The 25802-nt window shown below is 72.2% G+C and carries 21 protein-coding genes; 16 read left to right on the forward strand and 5 right to left on the reverse strand.

What is annotated here, in order from left to right:
• Nucleotides 1-60: 60 nt before the first annotated feature.
• Entirely contained in the window at nt 61-990 is a 930-nt protein-coding gene (locus E0F75_RS22830) for a sugar phosphate isomerase/epimerase (protein ID WP_187624427.1), read from the reverse strand.
• Between the two features lie 201 nt (nt 991-1191).
• Here E0F75_RS22830 and iolC point away from each other — a divergent pair, with 201 nt between their 5' ends.
• Genes iolC through mmsA form a run of 4 tightly spaced genes read left to right on the forward strand, consistent with a single transcriptional unit; the run spans nt 1192 to nt 6400 of the window.
• Complete coding sequence (gene iolC, locus E0F75_RS22835) at nt 1192-2148, forward strand: 5-dehydro-2-deoxygluconokinase (protein ID WP_187624625.1); 957 nt, start codon at nt 1192-1194, stop codon at nt 2146-2148.
• Between the two features lie 9 nt (nt 2149-2157).
• Nucleotides 2158-3006, forward strand: coding sequence for a 5-deoxy-glucuronate isomerase (gene iolB / locus E0F75_RS22840; RefSeq protein ID WP_187624428.1), 849 nt, complete (start codon nt 2158-2160; stop codon nt 3004-3006).
• Nucleotides 3003-4874 (forward strand): 3D-(3,5/4)-trihydroxycyclohexane-1,2-dione acylhydrolase (decyclizing), encoded by a 1872-nt coding sequence (gene iolD, locus E0F75_RS22845; RefSeq protein ID WP_187624429.1) that lies wholly within the window; start codon nt 3003-3005, stop codon nt 4872-4874. Before iolB ends, iolD begins: the two co-directional genes overlap by 4 nt.
• A gap of 14 nt (nt 4875-4888) precedes the next feature.
• Nucleotides 4889-6400: a CoA-acylating methylmalonate-semialdehyde dehydrogenase gene (mmsA, locus tag E0F75_RS22850; RefSeq protein ID WP_187624430.1), complete on the forward strand. Its 1512-nt coding sequence runs from the start codon at nt 4889-4891 to the stop codon at nt 6398-6400.
• A 144-nt stretch (nt 6401-6544) separates the two neighbouring features.
• Here the strand turns inward: mmsA and E0F75_RS22855 are convergent, their stop codons facing one another.
• A complete protein-coding gene (locus E0F75_RS22855; protein WP_187624431.1) occupies nt 6545-6967 on the reverse strand; it encodes a GNAT family N-acetyltransferase in 423 nt (140 codons plus the stop codon).
• Between the two features lie 134 nt (nt 6968-7101).
• Between E0F75_RS22855 and E0F75_RS22860 the strand changes: the two genes are divergently transcribed.
• Nucleotides 7102-9819: a CocE/NonD family hydrolase gene (locus E0F75_RS22860; RefSeq protein ID WP_187624432.1), complete on the forward strand. Its 2718-nt coding sequence runs from the start codon at nt 7102-7104 to the stop codon at nt 9817-9819.
• Nucleotides 9816-10712, forward strand: a complete 897-nt coding sequence (locus E0F75_RS22865) for an ABC transporter permease (protein ID WP_187624433.1) — start codon at nt 9816-9818, stop codon at nt 10710-10712. The genes E0F75_RS22860 and E0F75_RS22865 overlap by 4 nt, the downstream gene beginning before the upstream one ends.
• A 95-nt stretch (nt 10713-10807) precedes the next feature.
• Here E0F75_RS22865 and E0F75_RS22870 read toward each other — a convergent pair whose 3' ends face one another.
• The gene (locus E0F75_RS22870; RefSeq protein WP_187624434.1) at nt 10808-11527 is read right to left on the reverse strand and encodes a DNA-binding response regulator; all 720 of its coding nucleotides are present in this window, start codon (nt 11525-11527) and stop codon (nt 10808-10810) included.
• A gap of 215 nt (nt 11528-11742) precedes the next feature.
• On the opposite strand from E0F75_RS22870, the gene E0F75_RS22875 reads away from it, so the two are divergent.
• The 4 genes from E0F75_RS22875 (at nt 11743) to E0F75_RS22890 (ending at nt 17390) form a co-directional block, all read left to right on the forward strand.
• Nucleotides 11743-13353 carry a von Willebrand factor type A domain-containing protein gene (locus tag E0F75_RS22875; protein ID WP_187624435.1) on the forward strand — a complete coding sequence of 537 codons (1611 nt, stop codon included), beginning with the start codon at nt 11743-11745 and terminating at the stop codon, nt 13351-13353.
• A gap of 33 nt (nt 13354-13386) precedes the next feature.
• Nucleotides 13387-13854: a DUF1772 domain-containing protein gene (locus E0F75_RS22880; protein WP_187624436.1), complete on the forward strand. Its 468-nt coding sequence runs from the start codon at nt 13387-13389 to the stop codon at nt 13852-13854.
• A 412-nt stretch (nt 13855-14266) separates the two neighbouring features.
• Nucleotides 14267-15148 (forward strand): AfsR/SARP family transcriptional regulator, encoded by an 882-nt coding sequence (locus E0F75_RS22885; protein ID WP_187624437.1) that lies wholly within the window; start codon nt 14267-14269, stop codon nt 15146-15148.
• A gap of 214 nt (nt 15149-15362) precedes the next feature.
• Nucleotides 15363-17390: a helix-turn-helix domain-containing protein gene (locus tag E0F75_RS22890; RefSeq protein ID WP_187624438.1), complete on the forward strand. Its 2028-nt coding sequence runs from the start codon at nt 15363-15365 to the stop codon at nt 17388-17390.
• Between the two features lie 35 nt (nt 17391-17425).
• Here E0F75_RS22890 and E0F75_RS22895 read toward each other — a convergent pair whose 3' ends face one another.
• The gene (locus tag E0F75_RS22895; RefSeq protein WP_037639756.1) at nt 17426-18697 is read right to left on the reverse strand and encodes a transposase; all 1272 of its coding nucleotides are present in this window, start codon (nt 18695-18697) and stop codon (nt 17426-17428) included.
• Nucleotides 18698-19082: 385 nt separating this feature from the next.
• Between E0F75_RS22895 and crcB (E0F75_RS22900) the strand changes: the two genes are divergently transcribed.
• Nucleotides 19083-19526 carry a fluoride efflux transporter CrcB gene (gene crcB / locus E0F75_RS22900; protein ID WP_187624439.1) on the forward strand — a complete coding sequence of 148 codons (444 nt, stop codon included), beginning with the start codon at nt 19083-19085 and terminating at the stop codon, nt 19524-19526.
• Complete coding sequence (crcB, locus tag E0F75_RS22905) at nt 19523-19876, forward strand: fluoride efflux transporter CrcB (RefSeq protein WP_187624440.1); 354 nt, start codon at nt 19523-19525, stop codon at nt 19874-19876. The genes crcB (E0F75_RS22900) and crcB (E0F75_RS22905) overlap by 4 nt, the downstream gene beginning before the upstream one ends.
• 9 nt (nt 19877-19885) lie before the next feature.
• Here the strand turns inward: crcB (E0F75_RS22905) and pucL are convergent, their stop codons facing one another.
• Nucleotides 19886-20803, reverse strand: coding sequence for a factor-independent urate hydroxylase (gene pucL, locus E0F75_RS22910; protein ID WP_187624441.1), 918 nt, complete (start codon nt 20801-20803; stop codon nt 19886-19888).
• 454 nt (nt 20804-21257) lie between these two features.
• Here pucL and kdpF point away from each other — a divergent pair, with 454 nt between their 5' ends.
• Genes kdpF through E0F75_RS22930 form a run of 4 tightly spaced genes read left to right on the forward strand, consistent with a single transcriptional unit; the run spans nt 21258 to nt 25802 of the window.
• Nucleotides 21258-21347 carry a K(+)-transporting ATPase subunit F gene (kdpF, locus tag E0F75_RS22915; protein WP_033204243.1) on the forward strand — a complete coding sequence of 30 codons (90 nt, stop codon included), beginning with the start codon at nt 21258-21260 and terminating at the stop codon, nt 21345-21347.
• Nucleotides 21348-21355: 8 nt separating this feature from the next.
• The gene (kdpA, locus tag E0F75_RS22920) at nt 21356-23020 is read left to right on the forward strand and encodes a potassium-transporting ATPase subunit KdpA (protein ID WP_187624442.1); all 1665 of its coding nucleotides are present in this window, start codon (nt 21356-21358) and stop codon (nt 23018-23020) included.
• Nucleotides 23017-25122: a potassium-transporting ATPase subunit KdpB gene (gene kdpB / locus E0F75_RS22925; protein ID WP_187624443.1), complete on the forward strand. Its 2106-nt coding sequence runs from the start codon at nt 23017-23019 to the stop codon at nt 25120-25122. The genes kdpA and kdpB overlap by 4 nt, the downstream gene beginning before the upstream one ends.
• A gap of 5 nt (nt 25123-25127) precedes the next feature.
• Nucleotides 25128-25802, forward strand: coding sequence for a potassium-transporting ATPase subunit C (locus tag E0F75_RS22930; RefSeq protein ID WP_187624444.1), 675 nt, complete (start codon nt 25128-25130; stop codon nt 25800-25802).

The raw sequence follows: 25802 nt of genomic DNA on the forward strand, positions 1-25802 counted from the left end.
CATCGGTGTGTCCGCGTGCCTCGCCCCTGGTCAGGGAGATATACGCCGGTCGCGCGCCGGTCACACGCCACAGGAGCGGAGGAAGCGCCGGGTACGCAACGCGATCGGGTACGGAACGTCCGGCTCGCACGGGTACATGTCCTGCTCGACGATCGCGAACAGGTCCACGTCCAGCGCCGACGCGGCCGCGAGCACCGGTTCCAGGGCGGGCACCCCGGACGGCGGCTCGCACATCACCCCGCGCGCCACCGCCGGCCCGAACGGCACCCCCTCGGCCACCACCCCCGCCAGGATCTCCGGGTCGACCTGCTTGAGATGCAGGTAGCCGATCCGCTCGCCGTACGTCTCGATCAGCTTGACGCTGTCACCGCCGGCGTACGCGTAGTGCCCGGTGTCCAGACAGAGCGAGACCGCCTCCGGGTCGGTCGCGTCCAGGAACCGCGTCACGCTCTCCTCGTCGTCCAGATGGGTGTCGGCATGCGGATGGACGACGATCCGCAGCCCGTACCGCTCGCGCACCTCCCGGCCGAGCCGCTCGGTGAGCCCCGTCAGGTCCCGCCACTGCGCGGCGGTGAGCGTCCGGTCCTCCAGGACCTCGCCCGTCCGGTCGTCCCGCCAGAACGACGGGATGACGACCAGATGGCCCGCGCCCACGGCCTGCGCCAGGGCCGCGTTCTCGGCGACGTGCGCCCAGGTCCGGTCCCAGACGTCCGGGCCGTGGTGCAGGCCGGTGAAGACCGTCCCCGCCGAGACCCGCAGCCCGCGCCGCGCGGTCTCCTCCGTCAGGACGGACGGATCGGTGGGCAGATAGCCGTAAGGCCCGAGCTCGATCCACGCGTAACCCGCGCCGGACACCTCGTCCAGGAAGCGCTGCCACGGCACCTGCCGGGGATCGTCGGGGAACCACACCCCCCAGGAGTCCGGCGCGGAGCCGATCCGGATCCGGGACGGGGACGCGGGCGAGGGCGGCTGCGGTGACGGCGTCGTCATGCCTGCCACCTTGACCGGGGCCCGCGAGCAGCGTCAAGGAGGCCGCTCCGGCCCGCACGTGCCGCTCCTCGCCGGCGGCCCGGTCGTCAGAATGTCCGGACATATCGTTGACACGCCTCCGGGCGGACGGCTAGACCTGGGTGCGGAAGCCGGACGCGAGAGGTGGCGCGGGTGGAGTCGGAGCCGTACGACCTGATCACCATGGGGCGCCTCGGCGTGGACCTGTACCCGCTCCAGACCGGGGTCGGGCTCGACCGGGTCGAGACCTTCGCCAAGTTCCTCGGCGGGTCCCCGGCGAACGTGGCCGTCGCCGCCGCCCGGCTCGGCCTGCGCACCGCACTCGTCTCCCGCACCGGCGCCGACCCCTTCGGGACCTATCTGCGCCGCGAGCTGAAGGGCTTCGGGGTGGACGACCGCTGGGTGACCGAGGTCGACGCCTACCCCACCCCCGTCACCTTCTGCGCCCTCTTCCCGCCCGACGACTTCCCGCTCACCTTCTACCGCCGCCCCAAGGCCCCCGACCTGGAGATCCACCCGCACGAGCTGGACCTCGACGCGATCCGCGCCGCCCGGGTCCTCTGGGCGACCGGCACGGGCCTCTGCGCCGAGCCGAGCCGCACCGCGACCCTGGAGGCGCTGCGGGCCAGGTCCGGGCGGGAGGTGACGGTCCTCGACCTGGACTGGCGGCCGATGTTCTGGACGGACCCGGCGGCCGCCCGCCCGTACTACGCCGAGGCGCTGCGGCACGCGACCGTCGCCGTCGGCAACCTCGACGAGTGCGAGGTGGCGACGGGGGAGCGCGAGCCGTATGCGGCCGCCCGCGCGCTGCTCGCCGCCGGAGGGGACACCGGGCTCCGGCTAGCCGTCGTCAAGCGGGGCCCCGAGGGCGTCCTCGCGCTCGCCGCCGACGGGACGAGCGCCGAGGTGCCGCCGCTGCCGGTCGAGGTGGTCAACGGCCTCGGCGCGGGCGACGCGTTCGGCGGGGCGCTCGTCCACGGACTGCTCGCCGGCCGGGACCTGGAGACCACCCTGCGCCACGCCAACGCCGCCGGCGCGATCGTCGCGGGCCGCCTCGCCTGCTCGTCCGCCATGCCGTACGCCGCCGAGATCGCCGAGGCACTCGCGACCGGCTCAGGAACACTGGCGGAAAACGGGTAGGGCTGAGTCATGAGCACCCGTCACCCCCCGTCCCTCCACCTCCCCGCCGGAACCGCCGCCCGCGGCCCGTACGGGCTCGACATCGACCCCGGGCGGGCCGGCTGGACGTACTCCGCCCTCCGGGTCCTCACGCTCGGACCGGGCGGGATCCACTCCTTCGAGAGCGGGGATTCCGAATGGGTCGTGCTTCCCCTCTCCGGTGCCTGTAGCGTGCGCGTCGACGGAGAGATCCTCGAACTCCAGGGCCGCGCGAGCGTGTTCGACGGAGTGACCGACTTCGCCTATGTACCGCGCGACGCCCACGCCCAGATCGCCTCCGGTGCGGGAGGCCGCTTCGCTTTGGCAGGAGCGAAGTGCGAGCGACGACTCCCCGCCCGCTACGGCCCCGCGCCGGAGGTTCCCGTCGAGACCCGCGGCTCGGGGCCCCGGACGAAGTCCGGGGGAGGCAACTGCATCCGCGAGGTGCGGAACTTCGCCTCGGCCGACGCCTTCGCCTGCGACCGGCTCATCGCCGTCGAGGTCGTCACGCCCGGCGGCAACTGGTCCTCCTACCCGCCGCACAAGCACGACGAGCACCGCCCCGGCGCCGAGTCCGTCCTCGAAGAGATCTACTACTACGAGATCGAGGGCCCGGGCGCCCTCGCCTACCAGCGGATCTCCCCCTCCCGGCCCGGCGGCGCCGAGCTCCTCGCCGAAGTCCGGGACGGTGACGCCGTCCTCGTACCCGACGGCTGGCACGGCCCGTCGATCGCCCAGCCCGGACACCCGCTGTACTACCTGAACGTCATGGCCGGACCCGGCCCCGAACGGGAGTGGCGGATCTGCTTCCACCCCGACCACACGGAGGGATACGCATGAGCGTCCGGCTCACCGTCGCCCAGGCCCTGGTGCGTTTCCTCGCCGCGCAGTACACCGAACGCGACGGCGTACGGCAGCGGCTGATCACCGCGACCTGGGGCATCTTCGGCCACGGCAACGTCGCCGGCATCGGGCAGGCGCTCGTCGAGTACCCCGACCTCATGCCGTACCACCAGGGACGCAACGAACAGGCCATGGTGCACGCGGCCGTCGGCTACGCCCGCCAGTCCAACCGGCTGCGCACCCACGCCGTCACCACCTCCATCGGCCCCGGCGCCACCAACCTCGTCACCGGCGCCGCCCTCGCCACCGTCAACCGGCTGCCCGTCCTCCTGCTGCCCGGCGACACCTTCGCCACCCGCCCCGCCGACCCCGTCCTGCAGCAGCTCGAAGTCCCGTACGCGGGCGAGATGTCCGTCAACGACTGCCTGCGCCCCGTGTCGCGCTACTTCGACCGGGTCACCCGCCCCGAGGCGCTGGTCCCGGCCGCCCTCGCCGCCGTACGCGTCCTCACCGACCCCGCCGACACCGGGGCGGTCACGCTCGCACTGCCGCAGGACGTGCAGGCCGAGGCGTACGACTGGCCCGAGGAGTTCCTCGCCGAGCGGACCTGGACCGTGCGCCGGCCGCGACCCGACACCGCCGAACTCGACGCGGCCGTACAGGCGGTCAGGAAGGCCCGCCGGCCGATGATCATCGCCGGCGGAGGGGTCAAGTACAGCGCGGCCCAGGACGCCCTGAGCACCCTCGCCCGGTCGGCCGACCTCCCCGTCGCCACCACCCAGTCCGGCAAGGGCGTCCTGCCCTGGGACCACCCCTGCGACGTCGGCGGCATCGGCCACACCGGCACACAGACCGCCGACGCCCTCGCCCGCACCAGCGACCTGATCATCGGCGTCGGCACCCGCCTCACCGACTTCACCACCGCATCCGGCACCCTCTTCCGCCCCGACACGCGGCTCGTCAACCTCAACATCACCGCATTCGACGCCCACAAGCAGGCCGCGCTGCCGCTCGTCGCCGACGCCCGGGCCGGGCTCGAGGCGCTCACCGAGGCGCTCGGCGGCCACCGGCAAGGCGGACGGCACGACACAGTGCGGTGGACCTCCTCCAAGCAGGACTGGCAGGAGCGGACCGACGCCGCCTACGCCGCACCCGACCCGCGCGCCCGCCCCACCCAGGTCCAGGTCCTCGGTGCACTCGACACTCTGGTCGACGGCAGCGACATCCTGATCAACGCCGCCGGCTCGCTCCCCGGCGACCTGCACAAGCTGTGGCGGGCCCGGTCCAGCGACCAGTACCACGTCGAATACGGCTACTCGTGCATGGGCTACGAGATCCCCGCCGCCATCGGCGTCGCCCTCGCCGCCCCCGGCCGGCCGGTCTGGGCCCTCGTCGGCGACGGTACGTACCTGATGAATCCCACCGAGATCGTCACCGCCGTCCAGGAGGGACTGCCCATCAAGCTGGTCATCCTCCAGAACCACGGCTACGCCTCCATCGGCGGCCTCTCGGAAGCCGTCGGCGCCGAGCGGTTCGGCACCGACTACCGCCACCGGGACGCCTTCGGCGGCTTCACCGGCCCGCCGCTCCCCGTCGACCTCGGCGCCAACGCCGCCTCCCTCGGCATGCGGGTGCTGCGCCCCCGCACCGTGCGTGACCTGCGGGAAGCCCTCGCGGACGCGCGGACCGCGAGGGTTCCCACATGTGTCTACGTCGAGACCGAAACGCCAGACACTGTGTCGGGCCCGCCCCCGGCCCAGGCATGGTGGGATGTGCCCGTGGCCGAGACCTCGACCCGCCCGTCGGCGGTCAAGGCCCGGGAGGAGTACGACCGGCACGTCACCGCCCGACGCCGCCATCTCTGAAGGAGCATTTCGTCATGACGAACACCGTCAAGACCGTCAACCACTGGATCGGTGGCAAGACCGTCGAGGGCACGTCGGGCAACTGGGGCCCGGTCACCGACCCGGCCACCGGCGCCGTGACCACGAAGGTCGCGCTCGCCTCCGTCGAGGAGGTCGACCTCGCCGTCGCCGCCGCCAAGGACGCCTGGGCGACCTGGGGCACCTCCTCGCTCGCCCAGCGCACCACCATCCTCTTCAAGTTCCGCGCGCTCCTCGACGCCAACCGCGACGCCATCGCCGAGCTGATCGTCGCCGAGCACGGCAAGGTCCACTCCGACGCGCTCGGCGAGGTCGCCCGCGGCCTGGAGATCGTCGACCTGGCCTGCGGCATCACCACCCAGCTCAAGGGCGAGCTCTCCACCCAGGTGTCGAACCGGGTGGACGTGGCGTCCATCCGCCAGCCCGTCGGCGTCGTCGCCGGCATCACGCCCTTCAACTTCCCGGCCATGGTGCCGATGTGGATGTTCCCGATCGCCATCGCGACCGGCAACACCTTCATCCTCAAGCCGAGCGAGAAGGACCCCTCGCCGTCCCTCAAGATGGCCGAGCTGCTCGCCGAGGCGGGCCTCCCGGACGGTGTCTTCAACGTCCTGCACGGCGACAAGGTGGCCGTGGACCGCCTCCTGGAGCACCCGGACGTCTCCGCGATCTCCTTCGTCGGCTCGACCCCGATCGCCCGGTACATCCACACCACCGCCTCCGCCAACGGCAAGCGCGTCCAGGCGCTCGGCGGCGCGAAGAACCACATGCTGGTCCTCCCGGACGCCGACCTCGACGCGGCGGCCGACGCGGCGGTCTCCGCGGCGTACGGCTCCGCCGGCGAGCGCTGCATGGCCATCTCGGCCGTCGTGGCCGTCGGCTCCATCGGCGACGAGCTGGTCCAGAAGATCCGCGAGCGCGCCGAGAAGATCAAGATCGGCCCCGGCACCGACCCGACCTCCGAGATGGGCCCGCTCATCACGGCCGTCCACCGCGACAAGGTCGCCTCCTACGTCCACGGCGCGGCGGACGAGGGCTGCGAGGTCGTCCTCGACGGCACCGGCTACACGGTCGAGGGTCACGAGGACGGCCACTGGATCGGCCTGTCCCTCCTGGACCACGTGCCGACCACGGCCAAGGCGTACCAGGACGAGATCTTCGGCCCGGTGCTGTGCGTGCTGCGCGCCGAGTCGTACGAGGAGGGCCTCGCCCTCATCAACGGCTCGCGCTTCGGCAACGGCACCGCGATCTTCACCCGCGACGGCGGCGCCGCCCGCCGCTTCCAGCTGGAGGTCGAGGCCGGCATGGTCGGCGTGAACGTGCCGATCCCGGTGCCGGTCGGCTACCACTCCTTCGGTGGCTGGAAGGACTCGCTCTTCGGCGACCACCACATCTACGGCAACGACGGCGTGCACTTCTACACCCGCGGCAAGGTCGTCACCACCCGCTGGCCGGACCCGTCCGACGCCCCGGCGGGCGTGGACCTGGGCTTCCCGCGCAACCACTGACGCGGGCGGTTCACGCCGACGGCCCCCGGGGTGCTGACAGCACACCCCGGGGGCCGTCGGCGGTCTCCCGGCCCGGCGGTCTCCCGGCCCGGCGGTCTCCCGGCCCGGCGGTCTCCTGCCTCAGCGGTTCTCGGTGAAGGCCGGTCAGCGGTCCTCGGAGAAGATCCAGCCGCGCATCGAGAACACCCCTTCGTCCGCCGCGCCCGCCGACCGGTACGTCGCGAGCGCGGGATCGTTGTCCGTGTCCACGCCCACCCACACGCCCCGGCAGTCCCGCTCCCTGGCCTCCGCGAGGAGTGCCTCCGTCAGGGCCCGCCCCACCCCGCGCCTCCGGTGGGCCTCGTCCACGGACAGCTCGTAGAGGCACATCTCCGCGCCCTTGTCCGGGTGCAGCATCTCGATCCCGGAGACGAACCCGGCCGGGAAGCCGTCCTCCGCGTACGCGATCAGCATCAGATGGCCCGGTGCCGCCAGGAAGCGCGCCGCCCAGTCCTCCCGGGGCGGGTCGTCGTACAGGTGTCCCGCCGCCAGCAGCTCCGCCACCGTCGCCGCCCGCCGGATCTCCATGCCGCCCCCGTGTGTTCGCGTGCCCGCGTACCGCGCCTGCTGTACGCGGACCGTACTGCGTACGACCGGAGGAGGTGCGGTACTTCCGTCTTCGGGCAGCCGTGGCGCACAGGCGGCCCGCTTACGCTCGAACCATGCGACTCCGACTTCCCCGGTGGGCCGCGGTCACCGCCGTCCTCGCCGTCATCGCGGGTGCCGGCACCTGGACCGCCGTTGCCTCGGACGATCCGCCGCCCGTGCACCGGGTGGACCGGATGCTCGACCTCGACGGCACCCGTATCGACACCTCGTACTTCACCGGCGACGCCGACGGACGCCGGCCGGCCGTCCTCCTCGGCCACGGCTTCGGCGGTTCCAAGGACGACGTCCGCGCCCAGGCCGAGCAGCTCGCCCGGGACGGCTACGCCGTCCTCACCTGGTCCGCACGCGGCTTCGGCGCCTCCACCGGCGAGATCGGGCTCAACGACCCCGACCACGAGGTCGAGGACGCCCGGAAGCTGATCGACTGGCTCGCCGCCCGACCCGAGGTCCTCCTCGACAAGCCGGGCGATCCGCGCGTCGGCGTCACCGGCGCCTCCTACGGCGGCGCGATCTCCCTGCTCGCCGCCGGACACGACGACCGCGTCGACGCCATCGCCCCGCAGATCACCTACTGGAACCTCGCCGACGCCCTCTTCCCGGAGGGTGTCTTCAAGAAGCTCTGGGCCGGGATCTTCTTCTCCGCGGGGAACCAGCCCGGAGCTCCTTCCGCGACCGCACCGGAGAAGGCCCCCGCGGAGAAGGCCCCCGCGGGGAAGCCCCCGACGGGGAAGGCCCCCGCGGAGAAGTCGGCCGCCTGCGGCCGGTTCACCCCCGAGCTCTGCGCCCTCTACGAGCGCGTCGCCGTCTCCGGGAAGCCCGACGCCGCCGCCCGCGCCCTCCTCGAAGCCCGCAGCCCCTCCGCCGTCGGCTCCAAGGTCAAGGTGCCCGCGCTGCTCGTCCAGGGCCAGTCCGACTCGCTCTTCACCCTGGCCCAGTCCGACGCCATGGCCCGCACCCTCACCGCCAACGGCGCCCCCGTCGCCGTCGACTGGATCTCCGGCGGTCACGACGGCGGCGACCGCGAGACCGAGCGCGTCGAGCGACGGATCAGCACCTGGTTCGACCGCTGGCTGAAGAAGGACACCTCCGTCGACACCGGCCCCGCCTTCCGCGTCAGCCGAACCGGCGGCGTCGACTCCACCGACGGGCAGGCCACCCTGCGCGCCGCGACCGCCGACCGCTACCCGGGTCTCACCGCGGGTGCCACCGACATCCCGCTCGCCGGACCGGCCCAGACCTTCGCGAACCCCGCCGGCGCCGCACCGCCCGCCGTCTCGGCCGTCCCCGGCCTCGGCGGCGGACTCGCCGGCCTCTCCTCCCTCGGCGTCGGCCTCTCCCTCGACTTCCCCGGCCAGCACGCCCGGTTCGACGCGAAGCCGCAGGACGAGCCGCTCCGGATCACCGGCACCCCGACCGTCCGCGTCAAGGTCACCTCCACCGCCGCCGACGGTTCCGCCGTCCTCTTCGCCAAGGTGTACGACGTCGGGCCCGACGGCCGGCAGCAGGTACTGCCCGCCCAGCTCGTCGCCCCCGTCCGCGTCGACGGCGCCGAGGCCGGGAAGAGCGTCACACTCACCCTGCCCGCGATCGACCACGAGGTGGAGGCCGGGCACCGGCTCCGGCTCGTCGTCGCCGCCACCGACCTCGGCTACGCCTCCCCGACCGTCCCCGCCGGCTACACCGTCGCCGTCGAGGGCCCGCTCACCGTCCCCACCGCCCCCGGCCTCGACACCCAGGCCGCCGCCCTGCCCTGGTGGGTCTGGGGCCTGCCGCTCCTCGGCCTCGCCGGCGCCGCCGCGCTGCTGCTCACCGCCCGCCGCCGCACCGCCGCCCCCTCGCCCGACCCCGAACTGGCCGCCGTCCCGCTCCAGATCACCGGGCTCTCCAAGAAGTACAAGGGCGGCGACCGGTACAGCGTCAAGGACCTCACCTTCCGCGTCGAGCAGGGCCAGGTCCTGGGCCTCCTCGGCCCCAACGGCGCCGGAAAGACCACCACCCTGCGCATGCTGATGGGCCTGATCACCCCCGACGAGGGCGAGATCCGGGTCTTCGGCCAGGCCATCCGGCCCGGCGCCCCGGTCCTCTCCCGCGTCGGCTCCTTCGTCGAGGGCGCCGGCTTCCTGCCGCACCTCAACGGCCGGGAGAACCTGGACCTGTACTGGAAGGCCACCGGCCGCCCCGCCGAGGACGCCCATGCCGACGAGGCCCTGCGCATCGCCAACCTGGGCAACGCCCTCGACCGGGCCGTCCGCACCTACTCGCAGGGCATGCGGCAGCGCCTCGCCCTCGCCCAGGCCATGCTCGGCATGCCGGACCTGCTGATCCTGGACGAGCCCACCAACGGACTCGACCCGCCGCAGATCCGCGAGATGCGCGAGGTGATGATCCGGTACGCGGCCGGCGGCCGTACCGTCATCGTCTCCAGCCACCTCCTCGCCGAGGTCGAGCAGTCCTGCACCCACCTCGTCGTCATGGACCGGGGACAGCTCGTGCAGGCCGGACCGGTCGCCGAGATCACCGGCTCCGGCGACACCCTGCTCGTCACCCTCGCCGAGGCCGTCCCCGACGCGCTCGTCGAGAAGGTCGGCGCCCTCCCGGGCGTCGCCACGGCGACCCGGAGCGACGGCGGGATCCTCGTCCGCCTCGACACCCTCGACCCGACCGCCCTCATCGGCGAACTCGTCGGCCTGGACGTGCCGCTGACCGGCGTCGGACCGCACCGGCGCCTCGAAGACGCGTTCCTGACCCTGATCGGAGGAGGAGCCGCATGAGCCCGCTGCTCGACACCCCCACGGCTCCCGAGGCCGCCGAGGCACCCGTGGAGTCCGCCCCCGGCTACCGCGCCGGACGCACCCTGCCGCTGCGCGTCGAGGCCCTGCGCCAGTGGAAGCGCCGCCGCACCCTGATCATGGGCGGCATCCTGGTCGCCCTGCCGTTCGTCCTGCTGATCGCCTTCGCGATCGGCGGCGACCAGGACGGCGGCGGCAACGGCCGCATCACCCTGATGGACACGGCGACCGCCTCCGGCGCCAACTTCGCCGCGACCAGCCTCTTCGTCTCGGCCGGGTTCCTCCTCGTCGTCCCGGTCGCGCTCTTCTGCGGGGACACCGTCGCCTCCGAGGCGAGCTGGTCCTCCCTGCGCTACCTCCTGGCCGCGCCCGTGCCCCGGTCCCGGCTCCTCGCCTCCAAGCTGACGGTCGCCCTCGCCTACAGCGCGGCCGCGATGGTCCTGCTGCCGCTCGTCGCCCTGGCCGTGGGCACGGTCGCCTACGGCTGGGGGCCGCTCCAGCTGCCCACCGGCGGCGCGGTGCCCGCCGGGGACGCGGTGCTCCGCATCGGCATCGCCGTCGCCTTCGTCTTCGCCTCCCAACTGGTCACCGCGGGCCTCGCCTTCTGGCTCTCCACCCGCACCGACGCCCCGCTCGGCGCGGTCGGCGGAGCCGTCGGCCTGACGATCGTCGGCAACGTCCTGGACGCCGTCACGGCGCTCGGCGACTGGCGCGACTACCTGCCCGCGCACTGGCAGTTCGCCTGGATCGACGCGCTCCAGCCGCAGCTGGAGTGGGGCGGCATGGTGAAGGGCACGGCGATCTCACTGACGTACGCCCTGGTCCTCTTCGCGCTCGCCTTCCGCGGCTTCGCCCGCAAGGACATCGTGTCGTAGGCCCCGACCGGCGACTCCCGACCGGCACGGCTCACCGGCACTTCCGAACGGCAGTCCCGAACGGCAGTCCCGGCCGGGGCCCTAGGGTCTTCTGTTCACAGCCACCCCCTTCGAGCCGCTTCCGCGCCCGCGCGGAAGCGGCTCGTCGTGCCGAGGGCGGCCATCAGCTCGCCCACCCGCCGGCTGTACGTCCGCGCGGACATGCCGAGCCGGGCCGCCGCCGTCTCGTCCGTGACCCCCGACAGAAGGGCGTCGAGCACCGGACGCAGCTGCGGCGGCAGATCGCACGGCGGCCGCGGGGGCGGCGGCGTGTACGTCAGCTCCTCGGCCGTCGCCCAGCAGGCGTGATGCGCCCGGGCGAGGGCCTGCACCACCACCGGGTCGCGGATCAGCAACAGCCCGTTGTAGAGCAGCTCCAGGTCGAGCGGGACCGCGGCCACCGTCCGGTCGACGACGATCATCTTGAACGGAATGGCCTCCGCGAGCCGGGCCCGGCCGGGAATCCGGAGCCCGCCCTCGATGCGTGGCAGCGCGTGCCGCGGCACGATCCGCCGGACCTCGCCGGCCCGCTCCGCCGCCGCCCGCATGCACGCCTCCGCCAGCTCCAGGAACGGCTCGGGGATCGCGCAGCCCGCCGACGCGACCGGGTCGTCGAAGGTCAGCAACTCGTACCGCGTGGAAGCGGCCAGCCCGGCGAGCGCCGCGCTGATGCGCCGCGCACCCCGGACCGGGCGCCCCGCGGGCCGCTGTCCCTCGGTCGCGGCCCGGTTCATCGCCGAACGGGCGAGCATCACGGAGCCCGCGCTCTCTGCCACCGCTGACCACCCCCGCCCGATCGATGTCCACTCCATGTACGCATGCGACTGCACACGGTGACAACCCCTGTTGAAGAGGATGGCGAATCCATGCCACACGTTGTCCCCCCGGTCGCCGTTGCCGCATCGAGATCCATCCGCAACTCCTTCGACTGCTCCCAGCGGGCCTCTCGTTCGTCACATTCACAAGTGGCTTACCAAGAGGGGGAGATGACATGACACGACAGGACAAGGGGACGGCCGGACGCCGCCGGGCCCGGTTCTCGGCCACCGTCGCGGCTCTGCTGGCGGCCGGACTGGCCGTCGGAGGCTGCGGCGCGGGCGGCGAACGAACCAGCGCCGACCGGGCGAAGGGGGAGGGCGGCCGGACCGCCCCGGCGGCCCCCGACGGGGGAGCGGGCACCGTGAACCCCGAGGGAGCCGAGGGCGCCGCGGAGGACCGGCGGCCGTCCTCCGCGCCCGCCCCCGACTACCTCTCCACGTTCGCCCTGGACGTGGACACCGCCTCGTACGGCTACGCCCGCCGCACCCTCGCCGAGGGAAGGCTGCCGGACCCGGCGACCGTGCGCCCCGAGGAGTTCGTCAACAGCTTCCGTCCCGACTACCCGCGCCCGGAGGACAACGGCTTCAGCGTGACCCTCGACGGGGCCCGCGCCGGGCAGGACGGCTGGTCCCTGGTCCGGGTCGGTCTCGCCACGCGCGCGGCGGACCGGAGCGGCGAACGCCCGCCCGCCGCCCTCACCTTCGTCGTCGACGTCTCCGGCTCGATGGCCGAGCCGGGCCGGCTCGACCTGGTCAAGGAGTCGCTCGGACTGCTCGCCGACGAGCTCCGCGACGACGACTCGATCGGCCTCGTCACCTTCAGCGACCAGGCCGAGACCCGGCTGCCGCTGACCCGGGTGGGCGACGCCCGCGGCCGGATCCGCGAGGTGGTGGACTCCCTCGCGACGAGCTCCTCCACCAATGTCGAGGCGGGCGTCCGCACCGGCTACGACGTGGCCGTCGACGGCCACCGCGAGGGCGCCACCAACAGGGTCGTGCTGCTCTCCGACGCACTCGCCAACACCGGTGCCACCGGGGCCGGGACGATCCTGGAACGCATCGACGCGGAGCGGAAGCGGTACGGGATCACCCTCTTCGGCGTCGGCGTGGGCAGCGACTACGGCGACGCGTTCATGGAGCAGCTAGCCGACCGGGGCGACGGCCAGACCACGTACGTCTCCGACTCGGCGCAGGCCCGCAAGGTCTTCGTCGACCAGCTGCCCGCCCATGTCGAACTGCGCGCGCGGGACGCCAAGGCGCAGGTCTCCTTCGACCGGCGGACCGTCGAGAAGTTCCGGCTGATCGGCTACGAGAACCGTGAGGTCGCCGACGAGGACTTCCGGAACGACCGGGTCGACGGCGGTGAGGTCGGTGCCGGTCACACGGTCACCGCGCTGTACGCGGTCAGGACCAGGGCCGGGGCCACCGGCCCGGTGGCCACCGCCACCGTCCGCTGGCTCGACCCGGCCACGCGCGCGCCCCACGAGCGTTCCGGCTCGGTCGGCACGGCCGCCCTCGCCGGTGACCTCTGGGGCGGCGGCCACGACAGCCTGCAGCTGACGGCGGTCACCGCCTACTTCGCGGACGCCCTGCGGGGCGGCGACCTGCCGGGCGCGCCGGGGTTTCCGGCGCTCGCGGAGCGCGCCGAGTCGATCGCCGGCCGGTCGGGTTCGGCGGTGGTGCGGGACCTGGCCGAGGCCGTACGGCAGGCCGACCGGCTGCGCGGGCCGACCGAAGGGGCCACTCACGAGGGCGAGGTGAAATCCGGCGACCCGTACAGCTGACGCGTGGGGCGGGCAGCGGGTGAGAATGGCCGCATGGCTTCCCTGCTGCTCGCCCTCGCCATCGGATCCACCGGCCTGTACGCCGGTTTCATGCTGATCTTCCAGACCGGGATCATGCCCGCGCTCGCCCGTCTGACGGACGCCGAGTTCGTCACCGCGATGCGCCGGATCAACGAAGCCGTCCCGAGGGGCGTGTTCCTGATCGTCTTCCTCGGGGTGGTCGCCTTCCCCGTCGCCGCGTTCTTCGTCCCCGTCGACGGCCGGACGGACACCCAGAAGTGGCTGGTGCTCGCGGGGCTCGTGTGCGCGGCCCTCAACCACGCGGTCACCATCGGCGGGAACATCCCGCTCAACAACGCGCTGGCCGCGTCGGAGGCCACGGGCGACGAGCCGTCGGCCGTCCGGGCCGCCTTCGAGAAGCGCTGGAACGGTTTCCACCGTGTCCGTACGCCCCTGATCGTCCTCGCGTTCGGCCTGCTGACCGCCGCCGCCGTCGTCTAGGGCGGCCCGTCCCGGCCCCTTCCGCCCCCTTCCGCCCCTTTCCGCCCCCCGGCCCGTCGGCATGCCCCGGCGGGCCGTTCGGCTGCCCGCACCCCCGGAGCCCGCCGGCCGCGGAACCGTACCCGGCCGACGGTTTCTGGCGTGAACTCGTGCGTGTCGGCCTCTTCACCCTTCGCCAGGGTCCCGCGAAAGCGTACCTACGAGTCCGGAAACAGTCTTCGGGTGTGTGTCGGTCTGCGCCAGTGACGAAAATCCTACGCCCTTATAGGCCCTCAAAGGGGGTGAATCACCCCGATATCCCGGGTTGGGTTTCCGTACCCTCCGGTTTCTTATTGACATGCCTACGGGGGTCTTTTCTAATCATCGAGAGTCATCCCGCGCGCTGACACCGCACAGGCATGGAGGGGGCAAGGTGGACGTCCGGATTCTGGGGGGACTGTCGGTACGTGAGCACGGGGTGTCGATCACGCCGACAGCCGCCGCGCCCCGGCAGCTCCTCGCCCTACTCACGGCCAGCGCCGACCAGGTCGTCCCCGTGACGGTGCTCACCGAGGAGCTGTGGCCGTCCGGTGCGCCGCGCGGCGCCCGCGCCGAACTCCAGGCCCACATAACCGAGTTGCGCGCCCTCATCACCGGTGCGCTGCGCGGTGCCCCCTCGGCGGAGCCCGGGCCCGGCTGGTCCGACCGGCGCACCGCCGACGCGATCCTCGTCTCCCAGCCCGGCGGCTACCGGCTCGACACCGGCGGCGGTACCAACGACGTCCGGCAGTTCGAGCGCGCGGCCGGCGCCGGATACCGCGCCATGGAGGCCGGCGACCTCGACCGCGCCGCACTCCGCCTCGGCGAGGCCCTCGCCCTGTGGCGCGGTGAACCCTACGCCGGCGTCGCCGCGGGACCCCGCCTCCGCCGGGAGGTCGAGCGCCTCGAAACCTCGCGGCTGAGCGTCCTCGACCAGTGGGTGGAAGCCCAGTTGGGCCTCGGCCGGCACGTGGAACTCGTCCCCGAACTCTCCGGGCTCGTCGCCCGCTACCGCACCAACGAGCCCCTCCACGCCCACTACATGGTGGCCCTGCTGCGCTGCGGCCAGCACGACGAGGCCCTCACCGTGTACGAGCGGCTGCGCGTGGCCCTCAAGGGGGAGAGCGGCATGGAGCCCTCGGCGCGGCTGCGCCGCCTCCAGCGCTCGGTCCTCGCCGTACGGAACACCGAGGTCCGCCCGTTCTACGCGCCTCGCATCCCGGCCCAGTTCAGCCCCGCGCGGGCCCGGCTCGTCCCGGCGGGATCCGTGGGCTGACCGCTCGACGCGGCCCGGAGCACGGCCGCCCGTTCGACATCACAGCCCTCCGAGGATGGCCGGTCTGACCAGCCGGACACCTCCCGGGGGCCTTCACCGGGAATGAAGTGCGGGAACTCACCGTTGACCGACTCCCGAAGCCGAATTAGTTTCGGCGAGCAGTACGGGTTTCCTCCCAGGTGCCCGATTTCGCTCGACTACGGGGGACGGGGCCATGACCTTGCACGGCGCGGACGGAGCCGGTGCCGACGCGCTGCTCACGGTCCTCGAACTACTCGCCCGGCAGGCTCCGCCCGCCCACTTCGACACCCTCCTCGACGAGGCCCGGCTCGCCGGGCCTGGCGGAGCGGAACTCGACCGCGTCGAACGGGCCGTGGCACTCGCCGGTGAGGTGAACGCCGGACGCGAGCAGGACGCGCGCCGCGAAGCCGGACTCGCCGCGCTCACCGACACCGCCCGCGACCTCACCCTGTCGTACGACCTCGACAGCCTGCTGCGCGTGATCATCCGTCGAGCCCGCCGGCTCCTCGGCCTCGACCTGGCGTACGTGACCCTGCGCGGCCCGCACGGAGTCTGCTACGTCCACTCCGCCGAGGGCTCCCGCACCGGACAGGCCGGCGGCCCGAGGATCGCCCCCGGTCTGCGGATCGCCGAGGGGTACGGGCTGGGCGGCGCCGTCCAGTCGCACGGCGAGGCCGTGTGGACCGCCGACCGCCTCGCCGACGAACGCTTCGCCTCCTTCGACTCCCTCGACGCCGGCGTCCACGCACCCGCCTTCGACGAGGTCGCCGAAGCGGCCCTGCGCGCCGAGGAACTGCACGCGATCATGGCTGCGCCGCTGCGCAGCGGCGACACCGTGATCGGCGTCCTGCACGGAGCGGACCGGCGGGTCCGCCACCACACCGGCGAGGAGATCGGGCTCCTCACCGCGCTCGCCGACCTCGCCGCACTCGCCGTCGAGAAGGCCGGACTCCTCGAAAGGACCAGGGCCGAGGTCTCCGAACTCGAACGGGACAGCTCCCGGGTCCGCACCAGCCTCACCCGGATGCGGCACGTCAGCGAGGCCCACGGCCGGATCATGAACCTCGTGCTCGCCGGCGGGGACCTGGGCAGTGTCGCCAAGGCCGCCGCCGACGCCCTCGACGCGACGGTGATGATCCGCGACCAGGGCGGCCGCTGCCTCGCCACCGCAGGAGACATACCCGGCCTCGTCGAGGAGGCCGTCGCCAAGGCCTCGCTCGACGCACACGCCCGCCGCCGCCCGGTCCTCGCCGACGACGACACCTGGGTCGCCCCCGTCATCGCCGGCTCCGAAGACCTCGGCGGCCTCGTCATCCGCGCCGCCGGCGGCCTCACCGGCGAGGACGAGCGGCTCCTCGAACTCGCCGCCCAGTCCGTCGCCTTCCTCCTCCTCATGCGGCGCTCCACCGCCGTCGCCGAGGGACCCGTCCGCGACGAACTCCTCGACGACCTCATCGCCGACCCGCCGCACGCACCCCAGCAGATCGCCCAGCGCGCCCGCCGCCTCGGCGTCGACCTGCGCAAACCGCACGTCCTCGTGCTCGCCCGGCCGGAGGGCGGAGAACAGGGCAGGGCCGTGGTGTGGGCGTCCTCGTACGCGTACCGCCTCAGCGGTCTGAAGACCGTGCAGGGCGGCTGCATCGTGCTGCTGCTCCCCGGCATCGACGCCTCGGCCGCCGCCAGGGCCGTCGCCGACGAACTGTCCCCGCTGCTCGGCCACCCCGTATCCGTCGCCGCCGCCGGACCCGGTCAGAGCCCGGACGGCGTCGCCCGGATGCACCAGGAGGCCGGGCGCTGCCTGGACGCGATGAGCGCCCTCGGCGGCACCGGCTCCGCGGCGTCCGTGCAGGACCTGGGCTTCCTCGGGCTGCTGCTCTCCGACGACAACGACGTCGACGGCTTCGTCGAGGCGGCGATCGGACCCGTACTCGACTACGACGCCGAGCGGTTCACCGACCTCACCCACACCCTGGAGGCGTACTTCGCCTCCGGCGGCAGCCCGACCAACGCGGCCGAGGCGCTCCACGTCCACCCCAACACGGTCTCGCGCCGGCTGGAACGGATCGGTGAACTCCTCGGCCCCGAGTGGCAGAAGCCCGGCCAGGTCCTGGAGGTCCAGCTGGCGCTGCGCCTCCAGCGCACCCGGGAGGTCCTGGCCAGGGGCCGCGCCACCGCGGACCCGGGCCGGCCGTCACCGGGTCCGCCGGAGCGGAGCGCCTGATCCGTGTGCGCGCGCCGTGCGGCCGCGCGTGCGGCTCAGCTCGCCGTACGCGCCGTACGTCCTGATCCGTAGCCGGAGCCGTAGGACGCCTCCCAGTCGGTGGCGGCCATGACCGTCGCCGCGTGGGCGGCCGAGGCCAGCGTGATGTGCCGGTGCCAGCCGCGGAACGAGCGGCCCACGAAGTCCCGCAGACCCGCCCCCTCGCCGACCTCCACGAAGTCCCGCTCCACCCGGCGGGCCAGCTTCGTCAGCCGCAGCAGGGAGCCGACCGGCGAACCGGTCAGATCGCTGATCCACACCCGGGCGGGGGGCCGCCGCGGGTCGTCCCACTCGCCGAGCAGCACCAGCGGACGCATCCGCTCGCCGCCCGGCGTGGGCAGCGCCACCCGCACCGCCGTGGCCAGCGAGGTGCGCGAGGTCCGCGCACCGGCCACCGTGTCCACCCAACTCACCGGCCTGCGCAGACCCTTGAGCGACTCCAGGATCTGGAGCGCCGACAGCGGACCGGCCCCGAAGCCGGGCAGCGAACGGTCGGCGATCGCCAACCGGGAACCCGGACCGATCCGGGCCACGACCGGCACCCCCGCACCGGCGAGCCGGGTCAGGGCAGCCCGCCCCGCGCCGCCCCGGATGTCGAGCAGCACCGGCTTCCGGGTCACGTCCGACCAGCGGGCCGTGTCGAGCGCCGCCGCGACGGCGCACTCCTCCAGGGTCTCCTCGCCGGCCTCCTGCGGAACCTCCGCGCGATCACGCCGCGTACGGTCGTTCACCCACGGGTCCGGCAGGAAGAGACGCCAGTTGACGGGCACGCTCAGCTCGTCGCTCGCGAACCACACGCCGAACGCCTGCTGGCCGTGGAAGACCTGCCCGCGCTCCGGGTCGAACCGCCGGTCCACACCCACCGAGTGCTCCCCGGCCTTCGGTATCGGCATCGGCCGCACCACCCAGGCCTGCGGGCAGCTGTTGCGCTCGAGGTAGCGGGCGAGCGCCGCCCGCATCGGCTGCCAGTCCCAGGTGGAACTGGACACGAAGTGGTGCAGGCTCTGCTCGGCGGCGGGACCGCCTATCTGAGCGGCGATGTTACGGATGGACTTGCGGCCCTGCGCGGTGAGCAGGCCGTGCAGATACTGCTCGGCCTTCAGACGCTGGTCCCGGCGCGGGAAGCCGGAGAACAGCGCGGCACACAGCTCGGCGTAGACGTCCTCGCGCGAGCCGGGCGCGCCGACGGACCTGACGACGTCCAGGGGAACGGCCGGCGGAACGGACCCGGTCACGGCCCTGCGCTTGGTTGCGACGGATGTACTCACGACACTCCTGCCCGAAGGTTGCGCAGCTCCCTCCCGCTGCTCCACCACCGTCGCCCGACACGCCCTCCGGCGGCGAGGTGTACCCGGCACCCGAATCGGCCGTCGGATGGTGACCGGACCACCCCCCGCCGTGTCGTCGCAGGTCGGAGGCGTGCCCAAGGCCCTCCCACGGCCCACCGCCGGTGGCCGGCCCGCGCCTTGCCACGGCCCTCCGGAATACCCCGTGGGGGATCTGACAGACTCGCAGGACCGGCTTTGACCGGTCGCAGGGCGTGGCCGGACCATCGCAGAGCGAGGCTGCACGGGCCGGACCCCGGTTAATGCCCCAGGCCGGGGGCCGTGCCTGTGCGCCTCGCCTTGACCCGTCCCTCGTAGGCTTGCGGCCATGGGACTGCGCGCGGAACTGCCGGTCGTCGGGGTGGTGGCCGCCGGTGGCGCCCTCGGCGCATCCGCCCGCTACGGCGCGGGACTCGTCTGGCCGACCCCCGAAGGCGCCTTCCCGTGGACCACGTTCACGGTGAACGTCGTCGGGTGCGCACTCCTCGGCACGCTGATGGTCCTGGTGACGGAGCGGCCGACCGAGTGGTCGACGGCACCCCCGCACCCACTTCTCCGGCCCTTCCTCGGCACCGGATTCTGCGGCGGGTTCACCACCTTCTCGACGTACAGCCTCGAAACCGAGCGGCTGCTGAGCGCCGGGCACCCGACGCGCGGTCTGCTCTACCTCGGCGGCACCCTGGTCACCGCGCTCGCCGCCGTCTGGGCCGGGGTCGCCGGCACCAGGGCCGTCCGCGCGAGGGCGGGACGGGGCCGGGTGGGGCGGGCGTGAACTGGCTGCTGGTCGTCGCGGGCGCCGCCGTCGGCGCGCCCCTGCGCTACCTCACGGACCGCGCGGCGCGCGCCCGCTTCGGTCCCGGGTTCCCCTGGGGCACGTTCACGGTGAACGTCGCCGGCTCGTTCCTCCTCGGACTGCTCACCGGGGTGACGTCGGCCCAGATCCATCTGCTGCTCGGCACGGGCCTGTGCGGGGCGCTCACGACGTACTCGACCTTCTCGTACGAGACGCTGAAGCTGTACGAGGACGGGGCGAAGGGGTACGCGGTGCTCAACGTCGCCGCGAGCCTGGCCGCCGGACTCGGAGCCGTATGGCTGGGAGTGGAGACGGCCAGGCTGTGGTGATCCGGTTCCTCAGGCGGTGATCCAGTCGCCGGTCGCGATCACCGGCTGCACGCCGTCACGGTGGATGGTGCCCTCGATGAGGCCGTACATCCGGTCCGCCGCGAAGTAGACCTCGTTGTCGTTCTTGAGGCCGAAGGGCTCCAGGTCCACCAGGAAGTGGTGCTTGTTCGGCAGGTTGAGCCGGACCTCGTTGACCGTGGAGACGTTGTCCAGGACCCGGTCGGCCATCGCGTGCAGCGTCTGCTGGAGCGAGTAGCTGTACGTCTCCGCGAACGCCTCCAGCATGTGACGGCGCACCTTCTGGTACGAGCGGTCCCAGTCGTGCTCCTCGTCCGCGGCCGCCGGGGCCGAGTTCGCCCAGCGGGCGGTGACCTTGGTGGCGAGGATCCGGTCGTACGCCTCCTGGAGCGTCGTGTACCTGTCCTTGATGAAGCCGTGGAACTCGGAGTTCGTCGAGTTCATGACGGTGAGGTCCTTGAGGCCCGAGAGGACCTGGAGCCCGGTGTTCGCCGAGTAGGTGATCTGCGCGGTGCGGACCTCCTGGCCCTTACGGGCGAAGGAGTGCTGCTCCTTGCGGGTGGGGACGGAGATCCGTTCCCAGGTGTACTCCTCCACCCGGATCTGCGCCTCGTGGATCACCGCCTGCGAGGTCACGAAGTGCTTGGCCAGGAGGATGCCGAAGGCCTCGGGGGAGGCCACGCCGTGCTCCTTGGCGAAGGCGTAGACCGTGTTCTTGGTGGTGTCGGTCGGCAGGCAGTTGCCGTTGTCGCCGGTCAGATGGACGTCGCGGTACTCACCGCGCAGCGCCACCGACACGTTCAGGTCGCGGATCTCGTGCCATGCGCCGTCGTCGCCCTTGCGGGTCACGGCGACGATGCGGTTCTCGGCCTTGCCGTACTGGTTCTGCGCCAGGACGTGCTTGCTCATGCTGCTCAGCTCCTGCGGGTACGTGGATACGGATATCCCGTACGCCCGGCGTCCAGCGTCCCCCGTCGTCCCCGAGGGTTCCGCTCCCCGCCGTCCGGCCCGTGAACGGCGGGCCGCCCCGGGACTGACGAGCATCCCGGTCCGTAGGTTTCGCTCGAAGATATGTCCCCTTCCGGCCACTGGCAATGGGCGAGCACCGAACCCGGGGGAGGCCGAAACCCGTGGGCCAGGTCACCCGGACGTACGGGACGCGTCAAGACGGGCATGGGCGGCGTTAGGGGCACGTCAACGGAGGCGGCGAGGCAGCAGGGGAGAGGTTTCCTCGTCTCGTCCGAGAATCCGTTCTTCCTTCTTCCTGCATCCGGGAGCTCACGATGGCCGACGTGGCCTTCGTCGTCACCACGATCGCGGTCTTCGCGCTGGTGGCCTTCATCGCCAAGGGGGTGGCCAAGCTGTGAGTGCCGAGAACATCGTCGGTCTGCTGGTGGCCGCCGCCCTCCTGGGCTACCTCGTCCTCGCCCTCGTCAAGCCCGAGAGGTTCTGAGGCCGATCATGAGTCCCGTTCTTGCTGGAGTCCTCCAGCTCCTCGCTCTTCTGGTCGCACTCGGCCTTTCGTACCGCCCGCTGGGTGACTACATGGCCAGGGTCTACTCCTCCGAGAAGCACCTCCGGGTGGAGAAGTGGATCTACAAGGGCATCGGCGCCAACCCGTCGGTGGAGATGCGCTGGCCCGCCTACCTGCGCGGAGTCCTCGCCTTCTCCGCCGTGAGCGTCCTCTTCCTCTATCTGCTCCAGCGGGTGCAGGGTTCGCTGCCCGGCTCGCTCGGCTTCGTGTCGATCGACCCGGACCAGGCGTTCAACACGGCCGCGTCCTTCGTGGCGAACACCAACTGGCAGTCGTACTACGGCGAGCAGGCCATGGGCCACGTCGTGCAGACCGGCGGCCTGGCGGTGCAGAACTTCGTGTCGGCGGCGGTGGGCATCGCGGTCGCGGTCGCCCTGGTGCGCGGCTTCGCCCGGTCCCGTACCGGTGAGCTGGGCAACTTCTGGTCCGACCTGGTCCGGGGCACCGTCCGCATCCTGCTGCCGATCTCGGTGATCGGCGCGCTGGTCCTGGTGGCCTGCGGCGCGATCCAGAACTTCGCCGGCATCCACGAGGTCGGCCAGTTCATGGGCGGGACACAGCAGTGGAACGGCGGGGCGGTGGCCTCGCAGGAGGTCATCAAGGAGCTGGGCACGAACGGCGGCGGTTACTTCAACGCCAACTCTTCCCACCCCTTCGAGAACCCCAACGGGCTCTCGAACCTCTTCGAGATCTACCTGATCCTGGTCATCCCCTTCGCGCTGACGCGGACGTTCGGCCGGATGGTCGGCTCGCTGAAGCAGGGGTACGCGATCCTCGGCACGATGGCCGCGATCTGGCTCGGGTTCACGGCGCTGATGATGTGGACCGAGTTCGCCCACAACGGCCCGGCGTTCGACATCGCCGGTGGTGCGATGGAGGGCAAGGAGACCCGGTTCGGGATCGGCGGCTCGTCGATCTTCGCGGTCGCCACCACGCTGACCTCGACGGGAGCGGTGAACTCCTTCCACTCCTCGTACACCGGCTTCGGCGGCGGCATCACGATGCTGGGCATGCAGCTCGGCGAGATCGCGCCCGGCGGCGTCGGCTCCGGCCTCTACGGCATGCTGATCATGGCGATCATCGCGGTGTTCATCGCCGGCCTGATGGTCGGCCGCACCCCGGAGTACCTGGGCAAGAAGATCGGCACCCGCGAGATCAAGTTCGCGGCCTGCTACATCCTGATCACCCCCGCCCTGGTGCTCTGCTTCACGGCGGTCGCGATGGCGCTGGACACACCGTCGAACTCGATGACGAACTCCGGCGCGCACGGCTTCTCCGAGATCCTCTACGCCTACACCTCGGGTGCGAACAACAACGGTTCGGCCTTCGCCGGTCTGAACGCGGACACCCAGTGGTTCAACTCGACCATCGGCATCGCGATGCTGCTCGGCCGGTTCCTGCCGATGGTGTTCGTGCTCGCGCTGGCCGGTTCGCTGGCCGAGCAGACGCCCGTACCGGAGACGGCGGGCACGCTGCGGACCGAGAAGCCGCTGTTCACCGGCCTGCTGGTCGGCACGATCCTCATCATCACCGGTCTCACCTACTTCCCGGCCCTCGCGCTGGGACCGCTCGCCGAAGGGCTCGCAGCATGAGCACCATCACTCCCACCCGGCTCCCGCAGTCCGGGGCGCCCAGCGGCCGGCCGGCCGAGGCCGGACGCGTCGGCGGCGGACTGTTCGACCCGAAGCAGCTGGTCACGTCCTTCCCGGACGCGGTCAGGAAGCTCGACCCGCGGGTCATGGTCAAGTCCCCTGTCATGTTCGTGGTGTTGATCGGCTCGATCGTCACGACCGTGCTCGCGGTCAAGAACCCGGGGGACTGGTTCGGCTGGGCGATCACGGCCTGGCTGTGGCTGACCACGATCTTCGCCAACCTGGCGGAGGCGGTCGCCGAGGGCCGCGGCAAGGCGCAGGCCGACACCCTGCGCAAGGCCAAGACCGACACCGTCGCCCGCCGTCTCATCGGCACGAACGAGGAGCGGGTCCCGGGAACGGAGCTGCGCATCGGCGACCTGGTCGTCTGCGAGGCCGGCGACATCATCCCCGGCGACGGTGACGTCGTCGAGGGCGTCGCCAGCGTCGACGAGTCCGCCATCACCGGCGAGTCCGCCCCGGTGATCCGCGAGTCCGGCGGCGACCGGTGTGCGGTGACGGGCGGCACGAAGGTGCTGTCCGACCGGATCGTCGTGAAGATCACGACGAAGCCCGGCGAGACCTTCATCGACCGGATGATCAGCCTGGTCGAGGGCGCGGCCCGGCAGAAGACGCCGAACGAGATCGCGCTTAACATCCTGCTCGCCTCGCTGACGATCGTGTTCCTGCTCGCGGTCGTGACGCTCAAGCCGTTCGCGATCTACGCGGGCGCCGACAAGCAGACCTCGCTCATCGTCCTCACGGCCCTGCTGGTGTGTCTGATCCCGACGACGATCGGCGCGCTGCTCTCCGCGATCGGCATCGCGGGCATGGACCGGCTCGTGCAGCGCAACGTCCTCGCCATGTCGGGCCGCGCGGTCGAGGCCGCCGGCGACGTGTCGACGCTGCTGCTCGACAAGACCGGCACGATCACGCTCGGCAACCGCCAGGCCTCGGAGTTCGCCCCGGTGGCCGGGACGACGGAGGCCGAGCTGGCCGACGCCGCCCAGCTGTCCTCGCTCGCCGACGAGACGCCCGAGGGCCGCTCGATCGTGGTCCTGGCGAAGGAGAAGTACGGCCTTCGAGAGCGCCATCAGGGCGAGTTGGCCGGTGCCGAGTGGATCGAGTTCACCGCCCAGACCCGCATGTCGGGTGTGGACGTGGACGGACGCAGGGTGCGCAAGGGCGCGACCGGTTCGGTCGTGGCGTGGGTGAAGGAGCGGGGCGGCAGTGTCTCCGAGGACGCGCAGGCGCTCACGGACCGGATTTCCCAGGCTGGTGGCACGCCGCTGCTGGTGGCTCTGGAGGACGACAAGGGCGCGCGCGTCCTCGGCGTCATCCACCTGAAGGACGTCGTGAAGGAGGGCATGCGGGAGCGGTTCGACGAGCTGCGCCGCATGGGCATCCGTACGGTCATGATCACGGGCGACAACCCGCTGACCGCGAAGGCGATCGCCGAGGAGGCGGGCGTCGACGACTTCCTCGCCGAGGCGACGCCCGAGGACAAGATGGCCCTCATCAAGCGTGAGCAGGCGGGCGGGAAGCTGGTCGCGATGACCGGTGACGGCACCAACGACGCCCCCGCGCTCGCGCAGGCCGACGTCGGTGTCGCGATGAACACGGGCACGTCGGCCGCGAAGGAGGCCGGCAACATGGTCGACCTCGACTCCAACCCGACCAAGCTCATCGAGATCGTCGAGATCGGCAAGCAACTCCTCATCACACGCGGTGCGTTGACGACCTTCTCGATCGCCAACGACGTGGCGAAGTACTTCGCGATCATCCCCGCGATGTTCGCGGTGGCCTACCCGAGCCTCGACAGGCTCAACATCATGGGCCTGACCTCGCCCGAGTCCGCGATCCTCTCCGCGGTCGTCTTCAACGCGCTGATCATCATCGCGCTGGTCCCGCTCGCCCTCAAGGGCGTCCGCTACCGGCCGTCCAGCGCCGACTCGATGCTCCGGCGCAACCTCGGGATCTACGGACTCGGCGGCCTGATCGCCCCGTTCATCGGCATCAAGATCATCGACCTGCTCATCTCCCTCATCCCCGGAATCGGCTGACCACGATGAACAACTCCGTAGGAAACACCGGCCGCGTGCTCTGGGCGGGCCTTCGCGCCCTCCTCGTCCTCACCGTCGTGTGCGGTGTCCTCTACCCGCTGGCCGTCACCGGGATCGCCCAGGTGGCCTTCCCCGGCAAGGCGAACGGCTCCGAGGTCACCGACGCGAGCGGCAGGGTCGTCGGCTCGGAACTGATCGGCCAGACCTACAGCCTGCCGATGAAGGAGGGGGAGGAGACCGCGTCCCCGGAACTGAAGTGGTTCCAGCCGCGCCCGTCGAACGGCCTGGGCTCCAACAGCGTCAACACCCGGTACTCGATCATCCTCTCCGGTGCCACGAACCGCTCGGGCGACAACGCGGACCTGATCCAGTGGGTCAAGGCCGCCAAGGCCGCCGTCATCAAGGACAACTCGACGGCCGACTACGAGGTGAAGCCGTCGGACGTCCCCGCCGACGCGGTCACCTCCTCCGGCTCCGGCCTGGACCCGCACATCTCCCCGGAGTACGCCAAGCTCCAGGTCCACCGGATCGCCGAGGTGAACGAGCTGGACGTCAAGGCGGTCGACAAGCTGGTCGCCGACCACACCGACGACCGCATCCTCGGCTTCGTCGGCGAGCCCCGCGTCAACGTCCTCCGGCTCAACATCGCCCTCAAGCAGCTGGTGGCGGCGAAGGGCTGA

The sequence above is a fragment of the Streptomyces sp. CB02980 genome, from assembly GCF_014451325.2.
GTDB lineage: Bacteria > Actinomycetota > Actinomycetes > Streptomycetales > Streptomycetaceae > Streptomyces.